19 protein-coding genes are annotated in these 19459 nt (G+C 73.2%); 8 read left to right on the forward strand and 11 right to left on the reverse strand.

All coding sequences use genetic code 11. From position 1 onward, the window contains the following. Nucleotides 1-14: 14 nt before the first annotated feature. The 3 genes from ACYVDO_RS15565 to hrcA form a co-directional block, all read right to left on the reverse strand. Complete coding sequence (locus tag ACYVDO_RS15565) at nucleotides 15-320, reverse strand: hypothetical protein (protein WP_460937525.1); 306 nt, start codon at nucleotides 318-320, stop codon at nucleotides 15-17. Nucleotides 321-445: 125 nt separating this feature from the next. Next, nucleotides 446-1570, reverse strand: coding sequence for a molecular chaperone DnaJ (gene dnaJ, locus ACYVDO_RS15570; RefSeq protein WP_460937527.1), 1125 nt, complete (start codon nucleotides 1568-1570; stop codon nucleotides 446-448). An 82-nt stretch (nucleotides 1571-1652) separates the two neighbouring features. Next, nucleotides 1653-2684, reverse strand: coding sequence for a heat-inducible transcriptional repressor HrcA (gene hrcA, locus ACYVDO_RS15575; protein WP_460937529.1), 1032 nt, complete (start codon nucleotides 2682-2684; stop codon nucleotides 1653-1655). A 173-nt stretch (nucleotides 2685-2857) separates the two neighbouring features. On the opposite strand from hrcA, the gene ACYVDO_RS15580 reads away from it, so the two are divergent. Together ACYVDO_RS15580 and ACYVDO_RS15585 are read left to right on the forward strand one after the other, a co-directional pair. After that, nucleotides 2858-3736 carry a DUF3097 domain-containing protein gene (locus tag ACYVDO_RS15580; RefSeq protein WP_460937531.1) on the forward strand — a complete coding sequence of 293 codons (879 nt, stop codon included), beginning with the start codon at nucleotides 2858-2860 and terminating at the stop codon, nucleotides 3734-3736. A 118-nt stretch (nucleotides 3737-3854) separates the two neighbouring features. Then, a complete protein-coding gene (locus ACYVDO_RS15585; protein ID WP_460937533.1) occupies nucleotides 3855-4250 on the forward strand; it encodes a DUF4870 domain-containing protein in 396 nt (131 codons plus the stop codon). On the opposite strand, the gene hemW is transcribed toward ACYVDO_RS15585, so the two are convergent. Continuing rightward, nucleotides 4247-5476, reverse strand: a complete 1230-nt coding sequence (gene hemW, locus ACYVDO_RS15590; protein ID WP_460937535.1) for a radical SAM family heme chaperone HemW — start codon at nucleotides 5474-5476, stop codon at nucleotides 4247-4249. The genes ACYVDO_RS15585 and hemW overlap by 4 nt on opposite strands. 393 nt (nucleotides 5477-5869) lie before the next feature. Here hemW and ACYVDO_RS15595 point away from each other — a divergent pair, with 393 nt between their 5' ends. Then, complete coding sequence (locus ACYVDO_RS15595; RefSeq protein WP_460937537.1) at nucleotides 5870-6814, forward strand: ornithine cyclodeaminase family protein; 945 nt, start codon at nucleotides 5870-5872, stop codon at nucleotides 6812-6814. Nucleotides 6815-6823: 9 nt separating this feature from the next. Beyond that, nucleotides 6824-7621, forward strand: a complete 798-nt coding sequence (locus ACYVDO_RS15600) for a tyrosine-protein phosphatase (protein WP_460937539.1) — start codon at nucleotides 6824-6826, stop codon at nucleotides 7619-7621. A 3-nt stretch (nucleotides 7622-7624) separates the two neighbouring features. Here ACYVDO_RS15600 and ACYVDO_RS15605 read toward each other — a convergent pair whose 3' ends face one another. The 3 genes from ACYVDO_RS15605 to ACYVDO_RS15615 form a co-directional block, all read right to left on the reverse strand. Then, the gene (locus ACYVDO_RS15605; protein ID WP_460937541.1) at nucleotides 7625-8122 is read right to left on the reverse strand and encodes a hotdog fold domain-containing protein; all 498 of its coding nucleotides are present in this window, start codon (nucleotides 8120-8122) and stop codon (nucleotides 7625-7627) included. Between the two features lie 156 nt (nucleotides 8123-8278). Continuing rightward, entirely contained in the window at nucleotides 8279-10117 is a 1839-nt protein-coding gene (lepA, locus tag ACYVDO_RS15610; protein ID WP_460937637.1) for a translation elongation factor 4, read from the reverse strand. 240 nt (nucleotides 10118-10357) lie between these two features. Beyond that, a complete protein-coding gene (locus ACYVDO_RS15615) occupies nucleotides 10358-11599 on the reverse strand; it encodes an MFS transporter (protein ID WP_460937544.1) in 1242 nt (413 codons plus the stop codon). Between the two features lie 137 nt (nucleotides 11600-11736). Between ACYVDO_RS15615 and ACYVDO_RS15620 the strand changes: the two genes are divergently transcribed. The 4 genes from ACYVDO_RS15620 to ACYVDO_RS15635 all read left to right on the forward strand — a co-directional run bounded on the left by ACYVDO_RS15620 (nucleotide 11737) and on the right by ACYVDO_RS15635 (nucleotide 14848). After that, nucleotides 11737-12639 carry a M48 family metallopeptidase gene (locus ACYVDO_RS15620; RefSeq protein ID WP_460937546.1) on the forward strand — a complete coding sequence of 301 codons (903 nt, stop codon included), beginning with the start codon at nucleotides 11737-11739 and terminating at the stop codon, nucleotides 12637-12639. Then, the gene (locus tag ACYVDO_RS15625; RefSeq protein WP_460937548.1) at nucleotides 12636-13109 is read left to right on the forward strand and encodes a type II toxin-antitoxin system PemK/MazF family toxin; all 474 of its coding nucleotides are present in this window, start codon (nucleotides 12636-12638) and stop codon (nucleotides 13107-13109) included. Before ACYVDO_RS15620 ends, ACYVDO_RS15625 begins: the two co-directional genes overlap by 4 nt. Nucleotides 13110-13122: 13 nt before the next feature. Further along, nucleotides 13123-14145, forward strand: coding sequence for a phosphotransferase family protein (locus tag ACYVDO_RS15630; RefSeq protein WP_460937550.1), 1023 nt, complete (start codon nucleotides 13123-13125; stop codon nucleotides 14143-14145). A 199-nt stretch (nucleotides 14146-14344) separates the two neighbouring features. After that, nucleotides 14345-14848 (forward strand): type II toxin-antitoxin system PemK/MazF family toxin, encoded by a 504-nt coding sequence (locus ACYVDO_RS15635; RefSeq protein ID WP_460937552.1) that lies wholly within the window; start codon nucleotides 14345-14347, stop codon nucleotides 14846-14848. A 206-nt stretch (nucleotides 14849-15054) separates the two neighbouring features. Here the strand turns inward: ACYVDO_RS15635 and rpsT are convergent, their stop codons facing one another. The 4 genes from rpsT to ACYVDO_RS15655 form a co-directional block, all read right to left on the reverse strand. Beyond that, complete coding sequence (gene rpsT / locus ACYVDO_RS15640; protein ID WP_460937554.1) at nucleotides 15055-15315, reverse strand: 30S ribosomal protein S20; 261 nt, start codon at nucleotides 15313-15315, stop codon at nucleotides 15055-15057. 244 nt (nucleotides 15316-15559) lie between these two features. Further along, nucleotides 15560-16534 carry a DNA polymerase III subunit delta gene (holA, locus tag ACYVDO_RS15645; RefSeq protein WP_460937556.1) on the reverse strand — a complete coding sequence of 325 codons (975 nt, stop codon included), beginning with the start codon at nucleotides 16532-16534 and terminating at the stop codon, nucleotides 15560-15562. Between the two features lie 51 nt (nucleotides 16535-16585). Further along, nucleotides 16586-17062 carry an XdhC family protein gene (locus ACYVDO_RS15650; protein WP_460937558.1) on the reverse strand — a complete coding sequence of 159 codons (477 nt, stop codon included), beginning with the start codon at nucleotides 17060-17062 and terminating at the stop codon, nucleotides 16586-16588. Nucleotides 17063-17141: 79 nt separating this feature from the next. After that, complete coding sequence (locus ACYVDO_RS15655) at nucleotides 17142-19421, reverse strand: ATP-dependent DNA helicase (protein ID WP_460937560.1); 2280 nt, start codon at nucleotides 19419-19421, stop codon at nucleotides 17142-17144. Nucleotides 19422-19459 lie beyond the last annotated feature (38 nt).

Below are 19459 nucleotides of genomic sequence, written 5' to 3' on the forward strand. Positions count from 1 at the left end.
CAGGGTGCGGACGGTCAGCGCGACCCGGGAGCTCGAGGACGCTGCGGGCGGCGCGGCACCTCGACGTGCAGCCAGGAGGGGGTCGCCGACATCGGGCGCGACCCGTCGGCCGGTCGGTGCACGCGGACCGGGACGGGGACCGCGACGCGGACCCTGGACGCCGACGCGAGGGCGAGCAGGGCGCCGCCGAGCCCGGCGACGAGCACGGCCTGCGTGACCGGCCCCCCGGGAGCGGTGCCGCCCAGCAGGACGACGGCCACGGACGTGGCCGCGACGAGCAGGAGGGCCGCGCGACGCAGCCGTTCGGCCGTGGTGTCCATGGGGCCCTCCTCCCGGGTCCGTCCTGCTGTCCGGCCATCGTACGCCGCGGTCGGGGTGGGCGCCGTGAGCGTGGAGTACGCCGCGAGGGAGTTCGCCGCGGGCGTGGAGTACGCCGCGGGCCGGGCTACCGGCCCTTGAGGGCGTCGCGCAGCTTGCCGAAGAGCCCGTGGTTCGCAGGTGCGAGCCGCCCCTCGGGACGCTCCTCCCCGCGCAGGACCGCGAGCTGGCGCAGCAGCTCCTCCTGCTCCTCGTCGAGGCGCGTCGGGGTCATCACGTTGGCGTGGACGATCAGGTCGCCCCGACCACCGCCGCGCAGGTGGGTCACGCCCAGCCCCCGCAGGGTCACCGCGTCGCCGGCCTGGGTGCCGGGCTTGACCTCGAGCTCCTGGGAGCCGTCGAAGGTGTCGAGCTTGAGCGTCGTGCCGAGCGCGGCTGCCGTCATCGGCAGCTCGACGGTGGCGTGCAGGTCGTCGCCGCGGCGCTGGAACGTCGCGTGCGGACGGACCGACACCTCGACGTAGAGGTCGCCGGCGGGGCCGCCGCCCTGGCCGACCTCGCCCTCGCCCGTCAGCTGGATGCGGGTGCCGGTGTCGACACCGGCGGGCACCTTGATGGTCAGGGTGCGGCGGGTGCGGACCCGGCCGTCGCCCGAGCACTCGAAGCACGGGCTGACGAGCACCTCGCCGTACCCCTGGCAGGTCATGCAGGGACGGCTGGTCATGACCTGGCCCAGGAACGAGCGCTGGACCTGCTGGATCTCGCCCCGGCCGCCGCAGACGTCACAGGTGCGCCGGGACGTGCCGGGCTGGGCACCGTCGCCGTGGCAGGTGGAGCAGACGACGGCCGTCTCGACCGTCAGCTCCTTCTCGGCCCCGAACACGGCGTCGGCCATGTCGATGTCGAGCCGGATCAGGGCGTCCTGGCCGCGGCGCTGGCGCGAGCGCGGACCGCGCTGGGCGGTGCCGGCCCCGGCGCCGAAGAACGCGTCCATGATGTCGCTGAACGAGAAGCCCTGGCCGAAGCCTGCTGCGCCGGCGGCATACGGGTCGGCACCCATGTCGTAGGAGCGGCGCTTCTCGGCGTCCGAGAGCACGTCGTAGGCCTGCGAGACCTTCTTGAACTGCTCCTCCGCCTCCGGGCTGGGGTTGACGTCCGGGTGCAGCGTGCGGGCCTTCTTGCGGTAGGCGCGCTTGATGTCCTCGGCGGTGGCGTCCCGCGAGACGCCGAGGTCCTGGTAGTAGTCGTTCACGAATGTCCTTGTCAGTGGTGCATCGACATGGTCGGGGAACCGGCAACGGTGACGGTCCTGCAGGGGGTGGTGGGCCCGGCGCTCACTGCGCCAGGATCCGGGAGACGTAGGTGGCGACCGCCCGCACGGAGGCCATCGTCGTGGGGTAGTCCATCCGGGTCGGGCCGAGGACGCCCAGGCCCGCGACCAGGTCCGCGCCGGTGCCGTACTCGGTCGAGACGACCGACGTGGACTGCAGCCCGGCGAACGGGTTCTCGTGACCGATCCGTACGGAGACGGCGTCGGAGGTCTCCCGGGCGGTGCCGAGGAGCTTGAGCAGGATCACGTGCTCCTCGAGCGCCTCGAGGACCGGCCCGATGGTGAGCGGGAAGTCCGTGCCCACGCGGGCGAGGTTGGCCGTGCCGGCGAGCACGACCCGCTCCTCGCGCTCCTCGACGAGGGCGTCCTCCAGCGACTGCACCACCGATCGGACGAGGTCGCGGTCGGCCGGGTCGAACTCCTCGGGCAGCGACGAGAGGGCTGCCGACGCGTCGACGAGCCGCTCCCCCACGGCGCGGGCGTTCACCTTGGCCCGGACCAGGCCCAGCGTGGCCTCCCCCTCGGGGGTGGTGAGGTCGGCGCCCGTCTCGATGACGCGCTGCTCGACCCGCCCGGTGTTGACGATGAGCACGACCATGAGCCGCTGGCCGCCCATCGGCACGAACTCGATGTGCCGGACGGAGGACCGGGTCAGCGACGGGTACTGCATCACCGCGACCTGGCGGGTCAGCTGGGCGAGCAGGCGCACGGTCCGGTCGACGACGTCGTCGAGGTCGAGCGCGCCCTCGAGGAAGTGGACGATGGCCGCGCGCTCGGCGGCGGACATCGGCTTGACCGAGCTGAGCCGGTCGACGAAGAGGCGGTAGCCGGCGTCGGTCGGCACCCGGCCGGCGCTGGTGTGCGGGGCCGCGATCAGCCCCTCCTCCTCGAGCACGGCCATGTCGTTGCGGACCGTCGCCGCGGACACCCCCAGGTGGTGGCGCTCGAGCAGCGCCTTGGACCCGACCGGCTCGGACGTCTCGACGTAGTCCTGGACGATGGCGCGCAGCACGGCGAGGCGACGTTCTTCGCTCATGGCGCTCCTGTCGTTCGGCTGGCACTTCGGCCGCGGGCGGGGCCGTCCGCGGCAGCTCCCCACGTTGGCACTCACACCCTCGGAGTGCCAAGTCTATGTCGTCCGGCGCGTCGCGGCCGCATCGACCGGCGCGTCCCTGTGGCCGGCCGGCGCACCCGGCATACCCTTCCCCGGTGCCCGACCGCTATGGCTCCGACGTGCTCTCCACCGACTGGCGTAAGCCCCCCCGCGGGCGCGGGACGGAGGTGGAAGCCGAGACGGGTCTCGTCGTCGAGGACGTCGAGACCGGCTGGTGCGGCGCGGTCGTGCGGGTGGAGAAGGCCGGCGGTATGCGGGTCGTGCACCTCGAGGACCGGCGCGGCCGGGTCAAGGGGTTCCCGCTCGGGCCCGGCTTCCTGCTCGACGGCGCCCCCGTCGTCCTGACACCCCCCACCGCGGCGGCCCGGGCCGAGCTCGCGGCGGCGAAGCAGGCGTCCTCACGCACCGCCTCGGGGTCGCGCGCCGTCGAGGGCGCGCGCGCCAAGGTGGCGAGCGGGTCGCGGATCTTCGTCGAGGGCCGCCACGACGCCGAGCTCGTCGAGAAGGTCTGGGGCGAGGACCTGCGGATCGAGGGCGTCGTCGTCGAGATGCTCGACGGCGTCGACGACCTGTCCGCGGCGATCCGCGACTTCTCCCCCGGGCCGGGGAGGCGGATGGGTGTGCTCGTCGACCACCTCGTGCCAGGGACCAAGGAGCACCGGGTCGTGGAGGAGGCGCGCCGGCTGCGGCCGTATGCCGCGCACGTGCGGATCCTGGGCCACCCGTACGTCGACGTGTGGCAGAGCGTGCGCCCCGAGCGGCTCGGTCTCGAGCAGTGGCCGGTCATCCCCCGCGGCACCTCGTGGAAGCACGGCATCTGCGCCCACCTGGGCTGGGCGCACGACGAGCAGGCCGACATCGCCCGGGCGTGGAAGCAGATCCTCGGGACGGTCCGCAGCTACGCCGACCTCGAGCCGACCCTGCTGGCCAGCGTCGAGCAGCTGATCGACTTCGTGACCGAGCCCGGGCACTGAGCGAAGGCGGACGGCGCTCAGGGTCGCCCCTGACGCTGCCCTGACCGCACCCCGAAACCGGGACGATCCGCGGTCGTCATGCGCTTGACTGGGTGCAGGCACCATCCACGGAGGAGAAATGACCCAACAACCGCAGTACCAGCCGCAACCGGCTCACATCCCCGCCGAGGAGCGGACCGTCGCGATCCTGGCCCACCTGTCCGCCCTCATCGCCGCCGTCGTGTCAGCGGGCTGGCTCAGCATCATCGGTCCCCTGATCGTCTGGGCGATCTACAAGGACCGCAGCCCGTTGGCCCGTCAGGCAGCGGCGGGGGCGTTCAACTTCAACCTCGCCATCTGGGCCGCCTTCATCGTGGGCTGGATCTGCTTCTTCACGATCGTGCTGATCCCGGTGGCGATCATCATCTGGTTGGTCGCGGCCGTCGCCGGACTCGTCTGCCACATCCTCGGCGCGGTTCGAGCCAACAACGGCGAGACCTACAACTACCCGTTCCAGATCCGCGTCCTGAGCTAACGCAGGCCGAGGAGCCGTCGCACGACGGTGTCGGCCAGCAGGCGGCCCTGCCTCGTCAGCACCACCCGCCGACGGCGCAGGGCCGCCGCCCCGTCCACCAGCCCGTCGGCGATGAGGCCCGCGACGGCCGCGCGCCCCTCGTCGCGCAGGTCCTCCAGCGGCAGCCCGTCGACGAGCCGCACGCCGAGCAGCACCCGCTCGTCGTAGCGCTGCTCGGCCGTCAGCGTCTCCCGCCCGTGGGCCGGGCTGACGCCGTCGGCCACCCGCCCGGCATACGCCGTGGGGTGCTTGACGTTCCACCACCGCACGCCGCCCACGTGGCTGTGCGCCCCGGGGCCGATGCCCCACCAGTTGCCGTCGTCCCAGTAGCCCTCGTTGTGGCGGCACCGGGCGTCCGGGCGGCTGGCCCAGTTGCTCACCTCGTACCAGTCGTAGCCGGCCGCCGGGAGGACCTCGTCGGCGAGCTCGTACTTCAGCGCCTCGTCGTCGTCCTCGGGGGCCGCGACCTCGCCACGGCGCACCTGGGCGGCGAGCCGGGTGCCCTCCTCGACCACGAGGGCGTAGGCCGAGACGTGGTCCGGCTGCAGGGCCACCACGGCCTCGAGGCTGGTGCGCCAGTCCTCGAGGCTCTCCCCCGGCGTGCCGTAGATGAGGTCGAGGCTCACCTGGAGGCCGGCGGCGCGGGCGGCGTCGACGGCCCGGGCGACGTTGGCGGGGTCGTGCGTGCGGTCGAGGGTGCGCAGGACGTGCGGCACCGCGGACTGCATCCCGAGCGAGACGCGGGTGAAGCCGGCGTCGGCGAGCACGGCGAGGGACTCGGGGGTGACCGAGTCGGGGTTGGCCTCCGTGGTCACCTCGGCGTCGTCGGCCAGGCCCCACTGCTCGCGTATGCCGTGGAGCATCCGGGCCAGGTCGGTCGCCGCGAGCATGGTCGGGGTGCCGCCGCCGACGAAGACGGTCTGCACCTGCGGTACGTCCGGCCCCAGGACCCGGCCTGCGAGGGCCAGCTCGCGCAGCGCGGCGTCGGCGAAGGTCGAGACGCCGGCGCCGTCGGCCCCGAGCTCGAGCAGCGTGTAGGTGTTGAAGTCGCAGTAGCCGCAGCGGACCCGGCAGAACGGCACGTGCAGGTAGACGCCGAACGGTCGCTCGGCGAGGGTCGCCAGCGACGCCTCCGGCAGCCGCCCGTCGGGCGGCGCGGGGTCGCCGTCGGGCAGGGCGCTGGGCATGGAGCCCATTGTCTCAGGGCCCGAGGCGGCCCTCGTCCATCGTCGTCCGGAGCGGCATGCATGGTCGTCCGGAACGGATCCCTGGTCGCCCGGAGCGGCCACCGACTCCCCTGCCGGAGCCGCGACAGCGGCCCGAGTCACAGCCGTCCCACGGCGTACGGCGTGTCTGCACGACACGCCGGGGGCGTCGAAGAAAGGCCGCCTGACCTGCGGGAAAGCCCTTGTGGAGCCGACGTCCGGCGACTAGACATGGGGGTACGCCCTCACCTCGGTGAGAGCGTCGACCCGGACCTCGGTCCGAGTCGTAGAGGGCCTCGGAAACTCATACTTTCCGAGGCCCTCACCCTTGTGCCGCTGCCCTTCTGCCGGGCCGGTCGCGCGTAGGTTCGGCGGGTGCGCTTCCTCACCGACGCCGACGTGACGTCCCTCCTGCCACCACCGCTCCAGGCTGTCGCGCTGGCCCGCGAGGCCCTGGTCGCCCGTGCGTCCGGCGACGCCGAGGTGCCGCCGAAGCCCGCTGTCCACACGGTGCCGGGCAGCTTCGCCAACGCGATGCCGGCCGCCTGGCCCGCGCGGAACCTGCTGGGGTGCAAGTGGATCACGATCTTCCCGGACAACCCGGCCGCCGGGCTGCCGACCGCTGACGGCCTGATGGTGGTCAACGACGGACGCAGCGGGCGGACCCGGTGCGTCATGCAGGCCGGGGTGCTCACCGCCGCCCGGACCGCGGCGGTCTCCGGCGCGTGCGTGCAGGCACTCGCACCGGCCGGCAGCATGGTGGCCATCACCGGTGCAGGGGTGCAGGCGCGGTCGCACCTGAGGGTCCTCGCCGCCCTGGGCCACACCGACGTGCGGGTCTACGCCCGGCGCGAGGCGGCGCGGCGAGACCTGCACCAGTGGGCCGCCCGTGAGGTGCCAGAGGTACGGCTCCGCTCCACCGACGACCCTGCCGAGGCCGTCCGTGGCGCGGCCGTCGTGGTGACCGCCCTCAGCATCGGGGTGCAGGGCGCCTGCCTGGACCCGTCCTGGGTGGCCCCGGAGGCGCTGCTGCTGCCGCTCGACTACGCCACCTCCGTCGGCCCGGAGCTGGTGACGGACGCCGTGCTCGTCGCCGACGACGTCGACCAGTTCGAGGCCGTCCGGGCGACCGGGCGGCTGGGGGACTACCCGTCCCCCACCGGGTGGACCGGCGAGCTGATCGGGCGCGATCGTCCCGGCGCCCGGGTCGTCTGCCAGAACCTCGGCAACGGGCTCAGCGACCTCGTGGTCGCGGCCGCGGTCGCCGACGCGGCCGAGGCGTCGGGTGCCGGCCACCTGCTCGACACCCAGGGCACCTAGAGTCGCTGGGTGAGCACTCCTGGCTGGATCTACCTCGACGGCGTCGTCAACATGCGTGACGTGGGCGGCCTCCCGACCACCGACGGCGGCATGGTCGCCGCGGGACGGCTGCTGCGGTCGGACAACCTGCAGGACCTCACCGACGCCGACGTCCGGCACCTCGTCGAGGAGGTCGGGGTGACCGACATCGTCGACCTGCGCAGCGACGTCGAGGTGCGGATCGAGGGCCCCGGGCCGCTGCAGGTCCGCGAGCTGGCCAGGCACCACCGCTACTCGCTCTTCCGCGACGACGAGGTGGAGGTCAGCGCCGAGGACGCCCTCGTCCTGCCCTGGTCGAAGTCGGCCGGCACCGAGCGCCCGAAGCCGCCGCGGCGCGACGACGACTACTGGGCGAGCCACTACCTGGGCTACCTCGCCGACCGCCCGGACTCGGTGCTCGGCGCGCTGCAGGTCGTGGCAGAGAGTCGCGGCGCGACGGTCGTGCACTGCGCCGCCGGCAAGGACCGCACCGGCACGGTGGTCGGCCTCGCACTGTCGGTGGCGGGCGTCTCGGACGAGGACGTCGTCGCCGACTACGTCGCCACCGGTGAGCGGATCGAGGCGATCGTCGCCCGCCTCATGGCGCGGCCGGCATACGAGGAGGTGCTCCGGGACCAGCCGATGAGCCACCACCTCCCGCGCCCGGAGACCATGCAGCGCATCCTCGCCGTGCTCGCCGAACGGCACGGCGGCGCCTCCGGCTGGCTGCTCGAGAACGGCTGGAGCGAGGACCAGGTGGACCAGCTGCGCGGCCGGCTCCGCGCCTGACGCTCAGGCCGACGCACGCACCGGCATGCCGGACCTGCCGGGCTTGTCGGTGACCCAGAGGCGGATCACGCCCTCGACCACGGTGGTGCCGTCGGAGCGCACGCCGCGGACCCGCACCGGCACCTCGGTGTCGCCCGCCCGCTCCCAGTCGGCCGGGTCGGTCTCGGCGACGCAGGTGATGTCGGAGGTGGCCTTGGCCGTGTAGGCAACCTCCATGCCCTTGGGGATCCAGCGCCGCGTGGGCGGGATGCTCGCCTCGGCCAGCGCGCCCATCGCCGCCTCGAGGCCGTTGCAGATCGCGATCACGTGGACGGTTCCCAGGTGGTTCTGCACCCGGCGGCGCTTGCGGACCGTCAGGACGGCGCGGTTCGGCTCGAGGCTCACGAACCGCGGGCGCGCCGAGCGGAAGTAGGGCGCCGCCTGCTCGAAGACGAGCGAGAAGAGCCGGGCGCCCTGCGGGTATGCCGCGAGCCGCCGGTAGAGCGCGTAGGTGTCGACCATGCCGCCGATGTTACCGCCCGGTAACCCCAGATCACCCCACCACCAGCCCCGCAGAACAACGGTTGCGCGGCATACCGCGGGTTGTTGTCCCGAGTGTTGCCGAGCAACCGTTGTTTTGCGGGAGGAGGAGCGCCCACCGGGGGCAGTGCCGGGGCGCTACTTCTTGGACTTCTCGGTGTCGCTGGACAGGGCCGCGATGAAGGCCTCCGGCGGGACCTCGACGGTGCCGATGTTCTTCATCCGCTTCTTGCCGGCCTTCTGCTTCTCGAGCAGCTTGCGCTTGCGGCTGATGTCACCGCCGTAGCACTTGGCGAGCACGTCCTTGCGGATCGCGCGGATGTTCTCGCGCGCGATGATCCGGGCCCCGATCGCGGCCTGGATCGGCACCTCGAACTGCTGGCGCGGGATGAGGTCCTTGAGCTTGCTGGCCATCATGACGCCGTACGCGTAGGCCTTATCCTTGTGGACGATCGCCGAGAACGCGTCGACCGTCTCGCCCTGGAGCAGGATGTCGACCTTGACCAGGTCGGCCTCCTGCTCGCCGTCGGGCTCGTAGTCGAGCGAGGCGTACCCGCGGGTGCGCGACTTCAGCTGGTCGAAGAAGTCGAAGACGATCTCGGCCAGCGGCAGCGTGTAGCGCATCTCCACGCGCTCCTCGGACAGGTAGTCCATGCCGCGCAGGCTCCCCCGCTTCTGCTGGCACAGCTCCATGATCGCGCCGATGAACTCGCTCGGCGCCAGGATCGTGGCCCGCACCACCGGCTCGGTCACCGAGGCGACCTTGCCGTAGGGGAACTCGCTGGGGTTGGTGACCTCGATCTTCTTCCCGTCGTCCATCGTGACGTCGTAGACGACGTTGGGCAGCGTCGAGATGAGGTCGAGGTCGAACTCCCGCTCGAGCCGCTCCCGGACGATCTCGAGGTGCAGCATGCCGAGGAAGCCGATCCGGAAGCCGAACCCGAGCGCCGCCGACGTCTCCGGCTCGTAGACCAGCGCCGCGTCGTTGAGCTTGAGCTTGTCGAGGGCCTCGCGCAGGGCGGGGTAGTCCGACCCGTCGATCGGGTACAGCCCGGAGAAGACCATCGGCTTGGGGTCGCGGTACCCGCCGAGCGCGTCGGTCGCCGGCTTGGACTGGTTCGTGACCGTGTCGCCGACGCGGGACTGGCGCACGTCCTTCACGCCGGTGATGAGGTAGCCGACCTCGCCGACGCCGAGGCCCTTGGAGGGCACCGGCTCGGGGCTGATGACACCGATCTCGAGCAGCTCGTGGGTGGCCCGCGTCGACATCATCTGGATCCGCTCGCGCGGCGACAGGTGCCCGTCGATGACGCGGACGTAGGTGACCACGCCGCGGTAGGTGTCGTAGACCGAGTCGAAGATCATGGCGCGCGCCGGGGCGTCGGCCACGCCGACCGGGGCGGGCAGCTGGCGCACGATCTCGTCGAGCAGCGGCTCGACCCCCACGCCGGTCTTGCCGGAGACCTGGAGGCAGTCCTCGGGCTCGCACCCGATGAGGCCGGCCAGCTCCTCGGCATACTTCTCCGGCTGCGCGGCCGGCAGGTCGATCTTGTTGAGGACGGGGATGATCGTGAGGTCGTTCTCCATGGCGAGGTAGAGGTTCGCCAGGGTCTGCGCCTCGATGCCCTGCGCCGCGTCGACGAGCAGCACCGCGCCCTCGCACGCCGCCAGCGACCGGGACACCTCGTAGGTGAAGTCGACGTGGCCGGGGGTGTCGATCATGTTGAGCGCGTAAGTCGTGCCGTCGAGCTCCCAGGGCATGCGGACGGCCTGGCTCTTGATCGTGATGCCGCGCTCGCGCTCGATGTCCATGCGGTCGAGGTACTGGGCGCGCATGGCCCGCTCGTCGACGACGCCGGTCAGCTGCAGCATGCGGTCGGCCAGCGTCGACTTGCCGTGGTCGATGTGGGCGATGATGCAGAAGTTCCGGATCAGCTCCGGCGGCGTCGCGGCAGGCTGCAGCGCGGTGCGGGCCAGGGGGGACACGGGTGCTTCGAACCTCACGAGGACGTCGGACAGGCGGATCGGCCCATCCTCCCATGCGCCGCGGTATGCCGGTGACGCGCCGCCCGTGCCCACGTCACCCCCCGACAACCGAAGTCCCAGACTCCGAAGTCCCAGATCTCGGCCCTTCGCGGACCGGATCACGCCGAAGTCCCGGACTTCGGCAGTTCGCGGGCCGGATGACGCGGAAGTCCCAGACCTCGGCGTCCCGGCTCAGGCCGCGCGCCGAACCCGGGAGCGACGGTCGAGGGCGAGCGACCACACGGCGATGCCGATGCCGAGGACGGCGAGGACGGCGCCGACCCGCGACGGCCACTCGTAGCCCAGACCGGCCGCGAGCACGATCGAGCCGAGCCAGGCGCCGAGCGCGTTGGCGATGTTGAGGGTCGAGTGGTTGAGGGCCGCCGCGAGCGCCTGGCCCTCGTGGGCGACGTCCATGAGGCGGGTCTGGAGCATCGGCACGAGCACGCTGGGAAGCAGGCCGAGCAGGAACACCGCCACCAGGGCCAGGCCCTGGGACGCCTGGACCGCGGGCCCGAACAGCGCGAGCATGACGGCGATCGTCACGAGGGCGAGCGTGATCCCCCGCAGCAGCCCGAACCGCGACACCGGCCCGGACAGCATGGCGCCGGCGGTCATGCCGACTCCGTAGAGCGCCAGGATCAGCGGGATCGTCGCGCTGGAGAAGCCACCCAGCTCGGTCATGGTCGGTGCGATGTACGAGAACGTCGCGAACATGCCACCGAAGCCGACGGTCCCGATGCCGAGCGCCAGCCAGACCTGTGGTCGCTTCAGCGCCGAGAGCTCCGAGCGCACCGACACGCCACCGTCGGCAGGACAGAACGGCACCCAGCGCCACACCGCGAGCACGGTGAGCAGCGCGATGACGCTCACCGCGGCATACGGCCACTGCCAGCCGTAGGCCTGGCCCAGGCGGGTCGTGAGCGGCACGCCCACGATGTTCGCCACGGTGAGGCCGGCGATCATCATCGAGACCGCCCAGGTGCGGCGTTGCGTCGGCACGAGCGACGCGGCGACGAGCGAGCCGACCCCGAAGTAGGCGCCGTGCGGCAGGCCGGAGAGGAAACGGGCCACCATGAGCTGGCCGTAGCTGCCCGCCAGCGCCGACAGCCCGTTGGCCACGGCGAACCCGAGCATCAGCCACAGCAGCAGGGTCTTGCGCGGCAGCTTCGAGCCGAGGGTCGCCAGCACGGGTGCACCCACGACCACGCCCGCGGCGTACGCCGAGACGACATGGCCGGCGGTCGGGATGTCGATGCCGACGCCGTCCGCCACCTGCGGCAGCAGGCCCATGGTCACGAACTCGGTGGTGCCGATGGCGAAGCCGCCCACGGCGAGCGCGAGCAGCGCCAGTCGCGTGTGGGCCGGGCGCACCTGGGGGCCGACGGGGTCGAGCGGGTCGACGACGGGCACGGCGGCAGGGGCGTCGGTCACGCGAGGTGCAACGGGTCGGTCTGCGCGTCGCATTCCCACAGCATCGGCGTGACGGCCTCGCGCCCGCCGGGGCGTCCACGGCATGGGGAGCAACCCGACATACGATCGGGGGCGACCGCGCGCAGATCGAGGGGACCATGGCCGAGCAGACCCAGTACGCACCACCCGTCGGCCCGAGCGGCCCCTCCGGCCAGTCGGGTCCGTTGTTCGCGCCGGGGTACCGCAAGGGCGTGCGCACGCACCTGCGCCACCCGCTCGAGAACCTCTGCCTCGTCCTGGTGCTGCTCGGCTCGGTGCTGGTGTGGTCGGTGGCGGGGTACGAGGTCGCCTCGGCGGTCGTGGAGCGGCGCCAGCCCGACCCGTACGCCATCTTCTTCCTCGCGGCGCCGGTCATCGTCTACTTCGCGCGCGGCCAGCTCTACGCCCGGCTGCGGCTCAGCGGCGTCAAGATCACCCCGACCCAGTACCCGCAGGCCCACCAGATGCTCGTCGAGGCCGCCGCCCACCACGGGCTGCCCAAGCTGCCGGACGCGTACGTCATCCTCGGCAACGGCATGATCAACGCGGCCGCGTCCGGGCACGGGTTCCGCAAGTTCGTCTTCGTCTACAGCGACCTGTTCGAGATCGGTGGCGAGGCGCGCAACCCCGACGCCCTGCGGTTCATCATCGGCCACGAGGTCGGTCACATCGCGGCTGGCCACACGAGCTACTGGCGGCTGCTCGGGATCAGCGGGGCGTCCTGGATCCCGTTCCTCGGCTCGACCCTGTCGCGCAGCCAGGAGTACACCGCCGACAACTTCGGGTACGCCATGGTGCCGCAGGGCAGCGCCCCAGCCATGGCGACGCTGGCCGCCGGCAAGTACCTCAACCGGACCGTCGACGTGAACGCCCTCGCCGACCGCGCGACCACCGAGACCGGCTTCTTCGTCTGGTGGGTCAACGCCCTCGCCTCCCACCCGGTCCTCGTCTGGCGCTCGCACGCCCTGCGCGACCGCCGCCGCCCCGGCCACCTCCTGTGGCGCCCACGGAACCGCGGGTGAGCCGCGACGCCGGGTCGTGGTGGGCGCGGCTGTGGCGCCGGCTCGTCGGGGCGTACCCGGGCGACTTCGCCGGAGTGCCGGAGATGGTCTACGCGCCCGAGCCGAACGGGCGCCCCGACCCCGGCGAGGTGGTCTGGACCTGGGTGCCCTTCCAGGAGGACCACCGCAAGGGCAAGGACCGCCCGGTCCTGCTGATCGGACGGGACGGGCGCTGGCTGCTCGGCCTGATGCTGACGACCCGGGCCCGGAGCAGCATCGAGGCGCAGCGCGGCTACTCCCGCCGCAGCTGGGTCGCCATCGGCAGCGGGCCCTGGGACCGGCAGGGGCGAGCGAGCGAGGTGCGGGTCGACCGGGTGGTCCGGGTCCACCCGCGCAAGGTCAGGCGCGAGGGCACCACGCTGGACGCTGCCCGCTTCGCGCAGGTGGCGGAGGCGGTACGCCGCCGGGGGACGAGCCGTGGGGAGCGCTGACGGAGGTCCGCTGTTGGGCGACGACGGCGGGCCGGCCCCGCTTGCCGCGGACCTCGACTACCGGTACACCTCCCGGCGGCCCGAGTTCGCCGACCTGCCGGGAGTCGTCCGCGACGAGGTGGTCGCCCACGCTGGCGCCGAGGTGTCGCAGGTGCACCCGGCCGTGACGAGCGGCTTCACCGGCGCGTATGCCGGGGTGCTCGACCTCGCGGACGGCCGCCGGGTCTTCGCCAAGGCGGCGGACCCGGACCACCCCTTCGCCCACGCCGCCCTCCCCCGCGAGGCCGGGATCCTGCGACGGCTCGAGGGGCGCGCGGGGTCACCCCGGCTCCTGGGCGCGGGTTCCGCGGGAGGGTGGGAGGTGATCGTGCTGGAGGCGATCGAGGGACGCCTGCCCGGGATGCCGTGGACGCCGGACGACGCGGCGGCCGTGCACGAGGCCTGCGTCGAGTGGGCCACCCTCCCTCCTGACCTGGTGGCCGGGATCACCGACACCACCATCGCGGCCGACCTCGGTGGTGACCAGGCCGCGCTCACCTGTCTCGACGAGCTCGCGTCCGGCACACGGCCCTGGCCCCCGGGCACCCTGCCGTGGGGCGCCCATCCATCCCCGCTCGACCGGCGCCGGCTCCGGGAGCTGGCCGACCTCGGCCACGCCGCGGCCGGTGCACTGACCGGCGACCGGCTGGTCCACGGCGACCTGCGCCCCGACAACATCCTGCTGACCCCAGCCGGTCGGGCCCGGTTCCTGGACTGGAACTGGGTGAGCCGTGGGCCGGGCTGGTGCGACTTCGTGGGACTGCTGCCGCTGATGGCGCACCACGGGATCGACGCCGACGCGATGGTGGACGTGTCGCCGCTGCTCGCCGGCGTCGACCCCGACGCGGTCGACGCGTTCCTCGCCGTGGTCGTGGGCTTCATGGTCGAGCACGCCGGGCATCCCGATCTCAGTGACGCGCAGTCGGCGGTGCGGGCGCACCAGGCGCAGATGGCGCGGACGTTCCTCGCCTGGCTCGGCCACCGCCGCGGCTGGTAACCGGGAGGAGGCCGCGGCGCGCGGCGATCCCGACCGCTGCGCCGGTGGCGGGGCGGCGCCGGTGGCGGGGCGGGGCCGCGCCGGTGCCGGCACGGGCCGGCCGGGCGGGCGGGCGAGGGGGTGGCAACGAGAGGGTGGCAAAAGGTCCTTCGGGGCGGCACGACGAGCCATTTGCCACCCCCTCGGTTAGCGTGCGCCCATGCGCGGACTCCTGCAGCGGCTGCTCGGACGGGCGGTGTCCCGGCGTGGCCAGGCCCAAACGAGGAGGTCCGCCCCCAGGACGGGGTCGGGAGCCGGCGGGGCGTACCCGGGCGACTTCGAGGGCACGCCGCGGATCTCCTACTCACCCAGTCCCGACGGCCTGCCGGACCCGGGCGAGATCGTGTGGACCTGGGTGCCCTACGAGGAGGACCACAGCCAGGGCAAGGACCGCCCCGTGCTCGTCGTCGGCCGCGACGGCAGGTGGCTGCTCGGGCTCATGCTGACCAGCAAGGACCACGACCGCGACGCCGCCGACGAGGCCCGGTGGGGCCGACACTGGGTCGACATCGGCGTGGGCGCGTGGGACCGGCAGCGGCGCCCGAGCGAGGTGCGGGTCGACCGGATCGTGCGGGTGGACCCCGCCGGGGTACGCCGTGAGGGAGCCGTGCTGGACCGGGGCCGCTTCGAGCAGGTCGCCGCGGCCGTCCGCGCCGCCGCCTGACGGGTCACCCCGCCTGACCTGGGTCCCGCCTGACCTGGGGTCACCCCGCCTGACCTGGGGTCACCCCGCCTGCCCCGGGTCGCCCCGACTGACTGGGGTCACCCCGACTGAACGGCGTCAGCCACCTGACCGGTCACCCAACGTGCCGGGGACGACGAAGGGCCGGTCACCGCGAGGTGAACGGCCCTTCGAACGTCAGGAGCGGCTCAGAGGGCCGCGGCCTTCTTCGCCATGGCCGACTTCTTGTTGGCGGCCTGGTTGGCGTGGATGACGCCCTTGCTGACAGCCTTGTCGAGCTTCTTGGACGCGACCTTGAGCGCGTCCTGCGCCGCGGCGGCGTCGCCGGACGCGGCGGCCTCGCGGAACTTGCGGATGTGGGTCTTGAGCTCGCTCTTGACGGCCTTGTTGCGCTCGGTCGCCACGCGGTTCGTCTTGATCCGCTTCAGCTGGGACTTGATGTTTGCCACAGGGTGTTTCTTTCTGGTTGGTCGGTGGGTTGCCGTTAGAGGGCGGCAGAAGCCACTCGGGACCAGGCGTGGGGCACCTGTGGTTGAGCGGCTCTGGGTGGAGCTGTCGTGCGCGCACGACCTAGGCGCGCACGCGAGGAGGAAATCTACCAGTCAGGGCGCCGCTCCCCCAAAACGGCGACGGGGCCGTCGAGGTCGGCAACCGGTCGCCGAGCGTCGGGACCCGCGAGACGCGAGGGGTCCGTCAGCGGCCCGTGCGCGCCTCGGTGATGGTCAGGATCGCCCGCTCGACGGCATACACGGGGTCGCGGCCGCCGCCCTTGACCTCGAAGTCCGCGTGGGCGACCGCCTGGATGGCCTCCGCGAGCCCCTCGGGCCCCCACCCGGACAGCCCACGCCGGGCCTTGTCGACCTGCCACGGCGCCATGCCCAGCTCCCGGGCGACGTCGGCCGACCGCCCCCGCCCGGCTGCGCCCACCTTGACCAGCTGGCGCAGCTGCTGCGCCAGGACCGCGACGATCGGCACCGGGTCGACCCCGGTGGCGATGGCGTGCCGCAGCAGCCGCAGCGCCTCCCCCGCCTGCCCGGCGACGGCCGCGTCGGCCACGCGGAAGCCCGTCGCCTCGACCTTGCCCCCGTGGTAGCGGGACACCAGCTCCTCGTCGACCACCCCGGTGGTGTCGGCGACCAGCTGGCTGCAGGCGGCGGCGAGCTCACGCAGGTCCTTGCCGACGGCCTCGATGAGGGCGCGGACCGCGTCGGGCGTGACCTTGCGACCGGCCCGGCGGAACTCGTGCGTGGCGAACTCGCTCTTGTCCCGGTCGCTCTTGATGGCCGGCGCCTCGAGGACCCGCGCCTTGGACTTCTTGAGCGTGTCCAGCACCTTCTTGCCCCGCTGGCCGCTCTTGTGGGTCACGATGAGCGTGACGTCGGGCTCGGGCGCGGCCAGGAACGCGAGCAGGTCCTCCTGCAGCTCGTCCGGCGCCTCGTCGAGGTCCTCCACGACGAGGCACTTCTCCCCACCGAACAGGGAGGGGCTGGCGTGGACGCCGATCGACCCCGCCTCGTACGTCGCCGCCGCGAGCCGCACCACCTCGAGGTCGGGCGCCAAGGCCCTGAGCTCCTCCAGCGTGCTCGCCAGGGCGCGCTCGGCAATGACCCCCTCGGGCCCGGCGATGAGGACGAGCGGCGGCACGCTGCGGGTGGGTGTCGCGGTCACGGGCACAGCCTGCCACGCCCGGCCGACAGCACCGGTCGCACCTACGGGTGGTCAGCCGCCGGGACAGGTCGCCGTGCCCGGGGCGAGGTCGGGGTGGATCGCGCCGTCCCGGTCGGCGACCGAGCCGACCTGCGTCCGGCCCGCCCTCGACGCCACCACCTCGGCGAGGATCGACACCGCGATCTCGGCCGGGGCATCCGCACCGATGTCGAGCCCGATCGGTGCGCGGACCCTGCCCAGCGACTCCTCGTCGACCCCGTGGGCCAGCAGCCACTCCCGCCGCCGGGCCTGCGTGCGCCGCGAGCCCATGGCCCTGACGTATGCCGTGCCGGCCGCCAGCGCCGCCCGGATGGCGGGGCCGTCGACCCCGTCGTGGTGGCTCGTGACGACGAGCGCGTCGAGCCCCTCGGGGACGGTCGTGTCGTCGGTCGTGACGGTGACGTCCCAGCCGAGCGGCGGCGTCATGGCCTCGAGGGCGTCGGCGACCGGGCCGTCGCCGACGACGCGAAGGGAGAAGGAGTCAGCCATGCGGCCAGTATCGCGCGCCGGGATCATCGCGCGCCGGGATCGCGAGCGCGGAGCGCGAGCGGCGCGCGCTGTCGTCGAGTCAGTCGAAGGACATCGTGGTGGCGCCCGAGGCGTCGAGGCCCAGGCCCTTGAGCCGGGCGGCCACCACGTCCGCGGGCAGCTCGAGGCTCTCGGCGAGCTCCTCGACCGACAGTCCGAGCTCGACGCCGTCGCGCAGCTCCTCGTCGGCGTCGGCGGTCCAGGCGTGGCCGCCGGTCACGGCGGTGCGAGCTGACGGCGCCGGCGGCGGGTCCTCCGCCACGGGGCGGGGGTCCTCGACCGGGGACCTCGGGTGCTCGGCGGCGTCCTCGCCGACGCGCCCCATCGACGTGCCCGACAAGGCTCCGGTGGCCCCGCGCAGCGCGGGTTCGCGCACCTCGATCGGCGGTGGCGCGGTCTCGTCGAGCCGCCGCAGCGCGGCCAGCACGCGGTCGCGGTCGGTGGTGGGCCAGAAGGGAGGCAGCGAGCGCTGGAGGAACCCGGCATACCGCGCGGTCATCATGCGGGAGTCGAGGAAGGCGACCACGCCGCGGTCGTCGGAGCGGCGGATGAGCCGCCCGGCACCCTGGGCCAGCCGCAGCGCGGCGTGCGTGGCGGACACTGCCATGAACCCGTTGCCCCCCATCCGTGCGATGGCCTGCGAGCGCGCCGAGGCGAGCGGGTCGTCGGGGCGTGGGAACGGGATGCGGTCGATGATGACGAGCTGGCACGACGAGCCGGGCACGTCGACGCCCTGCCAGAGCGTGAGCGTGCCGAACAGGCAGGTCTGCGGGTCGCGGGCGAACTGGCGCACCAGGGTCGTCACCTGGTCCTCACCCTGGCAGAGGAACCCGATGTCGCCGTCGAAGCGCGTACGCATCTCCTCGGTGGCGGCCTTCGCGGCGCGCATGGACGAGAACAGCCCCAGCGTGCGGCCCCCGGCGGCCCGCACGAGCGCCTCGATCTCGTCCATCGCGGCCTCGCCCAGGCCGTCGCGCCCCGGGGCGGGCAGGTGCTGGGCGACGTACGCGATCGCCTGCTGGGGGTAGTCGAACGGGCTGCCGACGTCGAGCCCACGCCACTCGGGCGACCCCTCCCCACGCAGCCCCATGGTGCCGGCGACGGCGTCGAAGGTGCCGCCGAGCTCGAGGGTCGCCGAGGTCAGGACGACGGTGCGGTCGCCGAACACCTTGTCGCGCAACAGCATCGCCACGCTCATCGGAGCCACCCGCAGGACCGTGCCGCGGCGCGGGTCCCGGTTGACCCAGACGACGTCGAGCTCGCGCTCCTCCAGGACCCGCGACGAGTTCTCGAAGACCTCGTCGATCGCCGCCTGCGCGACCTTGCGAGTGCCGTCGGGCTCGGTGCCCTTCTCCGGCTTGAGCTCGGACTGCACCTGACGGGTGGTGTCGCGCACCCGCGCGAGCGCGAGGCCGAGGGAGTCCGGTATGCCGGTGAGCCGCCCCTCGGGGAGCTCGTCGAGGACGCCCTGCAGGAACGCCGCCGCGTCGTCGACGGCCTCCGTCGACTCGGCCAGGCGGGAGGCCCGCTTGGCCGCCGCGGCGACCGAGCTCGCGGTGATCTCGTCGGTGACCGTCGAGGTGACCCGGTCGACGAGCTCGTGGCCCTCGTCGACGACGAGCAGGTCGTGCTCCGGCAGCATCTGCCGGCCCTCGAAGCTGTCGATCGCCATGAAGGAGTGGTTGGTGACGATGACGTCGCACTCCTTGGCGGCCTCGCGCGAGCGCTCCACGAAGCACTCGGCGATCATCGGGCACTTGCCGCCCATGCACTCGTGGGCGCTGACCGACACCTGGCGCCAGGCCCGCTCGGAGACACCGGGCACCAGCTCGTCGCGGTCGCCGGACTCGGTGACCTCGGCCCACTCGCGCAGCCGGACGACCTCCTGGCCGAGCCGCGACGCCGCCCGGTCGACCTCGCCCACGTCGAAGAGGCCGTCCTCGTCGTCGGGGAACCCGCCCTCCAGCTTGTGCGCGCACAGGTAGTTGCGCCGCCCCTTGACCAGCCCGTAGGTCGGCCGGCGACGCAGCAGCGGGGCCAGCGCGTCGGCCAGCCGCGGCATGTCGCGGTCGACGATCTGGGCCTGGAGCGCGAGCGTCGCCGTGGCGACGACGGCCGGCTTGCCCGTGGCCTGGGCGTGCAGGATCGCGGGGACGAGGTAGGCGAGGGACTTGCCGGTGCCCGTGCCTGCCTGCACGAGCAGGTGCTCGTCCTTCTCGACGGCCTGCTGCACGGCATGGGCCATCTCGACCTGCCCGGGCCGCTCGACACCGCCGACCCCCTGGACGGCGGCGTGCAGGAGCTCGTCGAGGGTGGCCATTGGGCCAGCCTATGGGGTGCCGGTGTCAGGCCGGCCGG

The sequence above is a fragment of the Phycicoccus ginsengisoli genome (genome assembly GCF_054779295.1).

Bases quoted from the DNA above. Each gene is read 5' to 3' on its own strand.
- ACYVDO_RS15565 (WP_460937525.1), bottom strand. From the start codon at position 320: ATGGACACCACGGCCGAACGGCTGCGTCGCGCGGCCCTCCTGCTCGTC.
- hrcA (WP_460937529.1), bottom strand. From the start codon at position 2,684: ATGAGCGAAGAACGTCGCCTCGCCGTGCTGCGCGCCATCGTCCAGGAC.
- ACYVDO_RS15585 (WP_460937533.1), top strand. From the start codon at position 3,855: ATGACCCAACAACCGCAGTACCAGCCGCAACCGGCTCACATCCCCGCC.
- hemW (WP_460937535.1), bottom strand. From the start codon at position 5,476: ATGCCCAGCGCCCTGCCCGACGGCGACCCCGCGCCGCCCGACGGGCGG.
- ACYVDO_RS15605 (WP_460937541.1), bottom strand. From the start codon at position 8,122: ATGGTCGACACCTACGCGCTCTACCGGCGGCTCGCGGCATACCCGCAG.
- ACYVDO_RS15620 (WP_460937546.1), top strand. From the start codon at position 11,737: ATGGCCGAGCAGACCCAGTACGCACCACCCGTCGGCCCGAGCGGCCCC.
- ACYVDO_RS15635 (WP_460937552.1), top strand. From the start codon at position 14,345: ATGCGCGGACTCCTGCAGCGGCTGCTCGGACGGGCGGTGTCCCGGCGT.
- ACYVDO_RS15650 (WP_460937558.1), bottom strand. From the start codon at position 17,062: ATGGCTGACTCCTTCTCCCTTCGCGTCGTCGGCGACGGCCCGGTCGCC.
- ACYVDO_RS15655 (WP_460937560.1), bottom strand. From the start codon at position 19,421: ATGGCCACCCTCGACGAGCTCCTGCACGCCGCCGTCCAGGGGGTCGGC.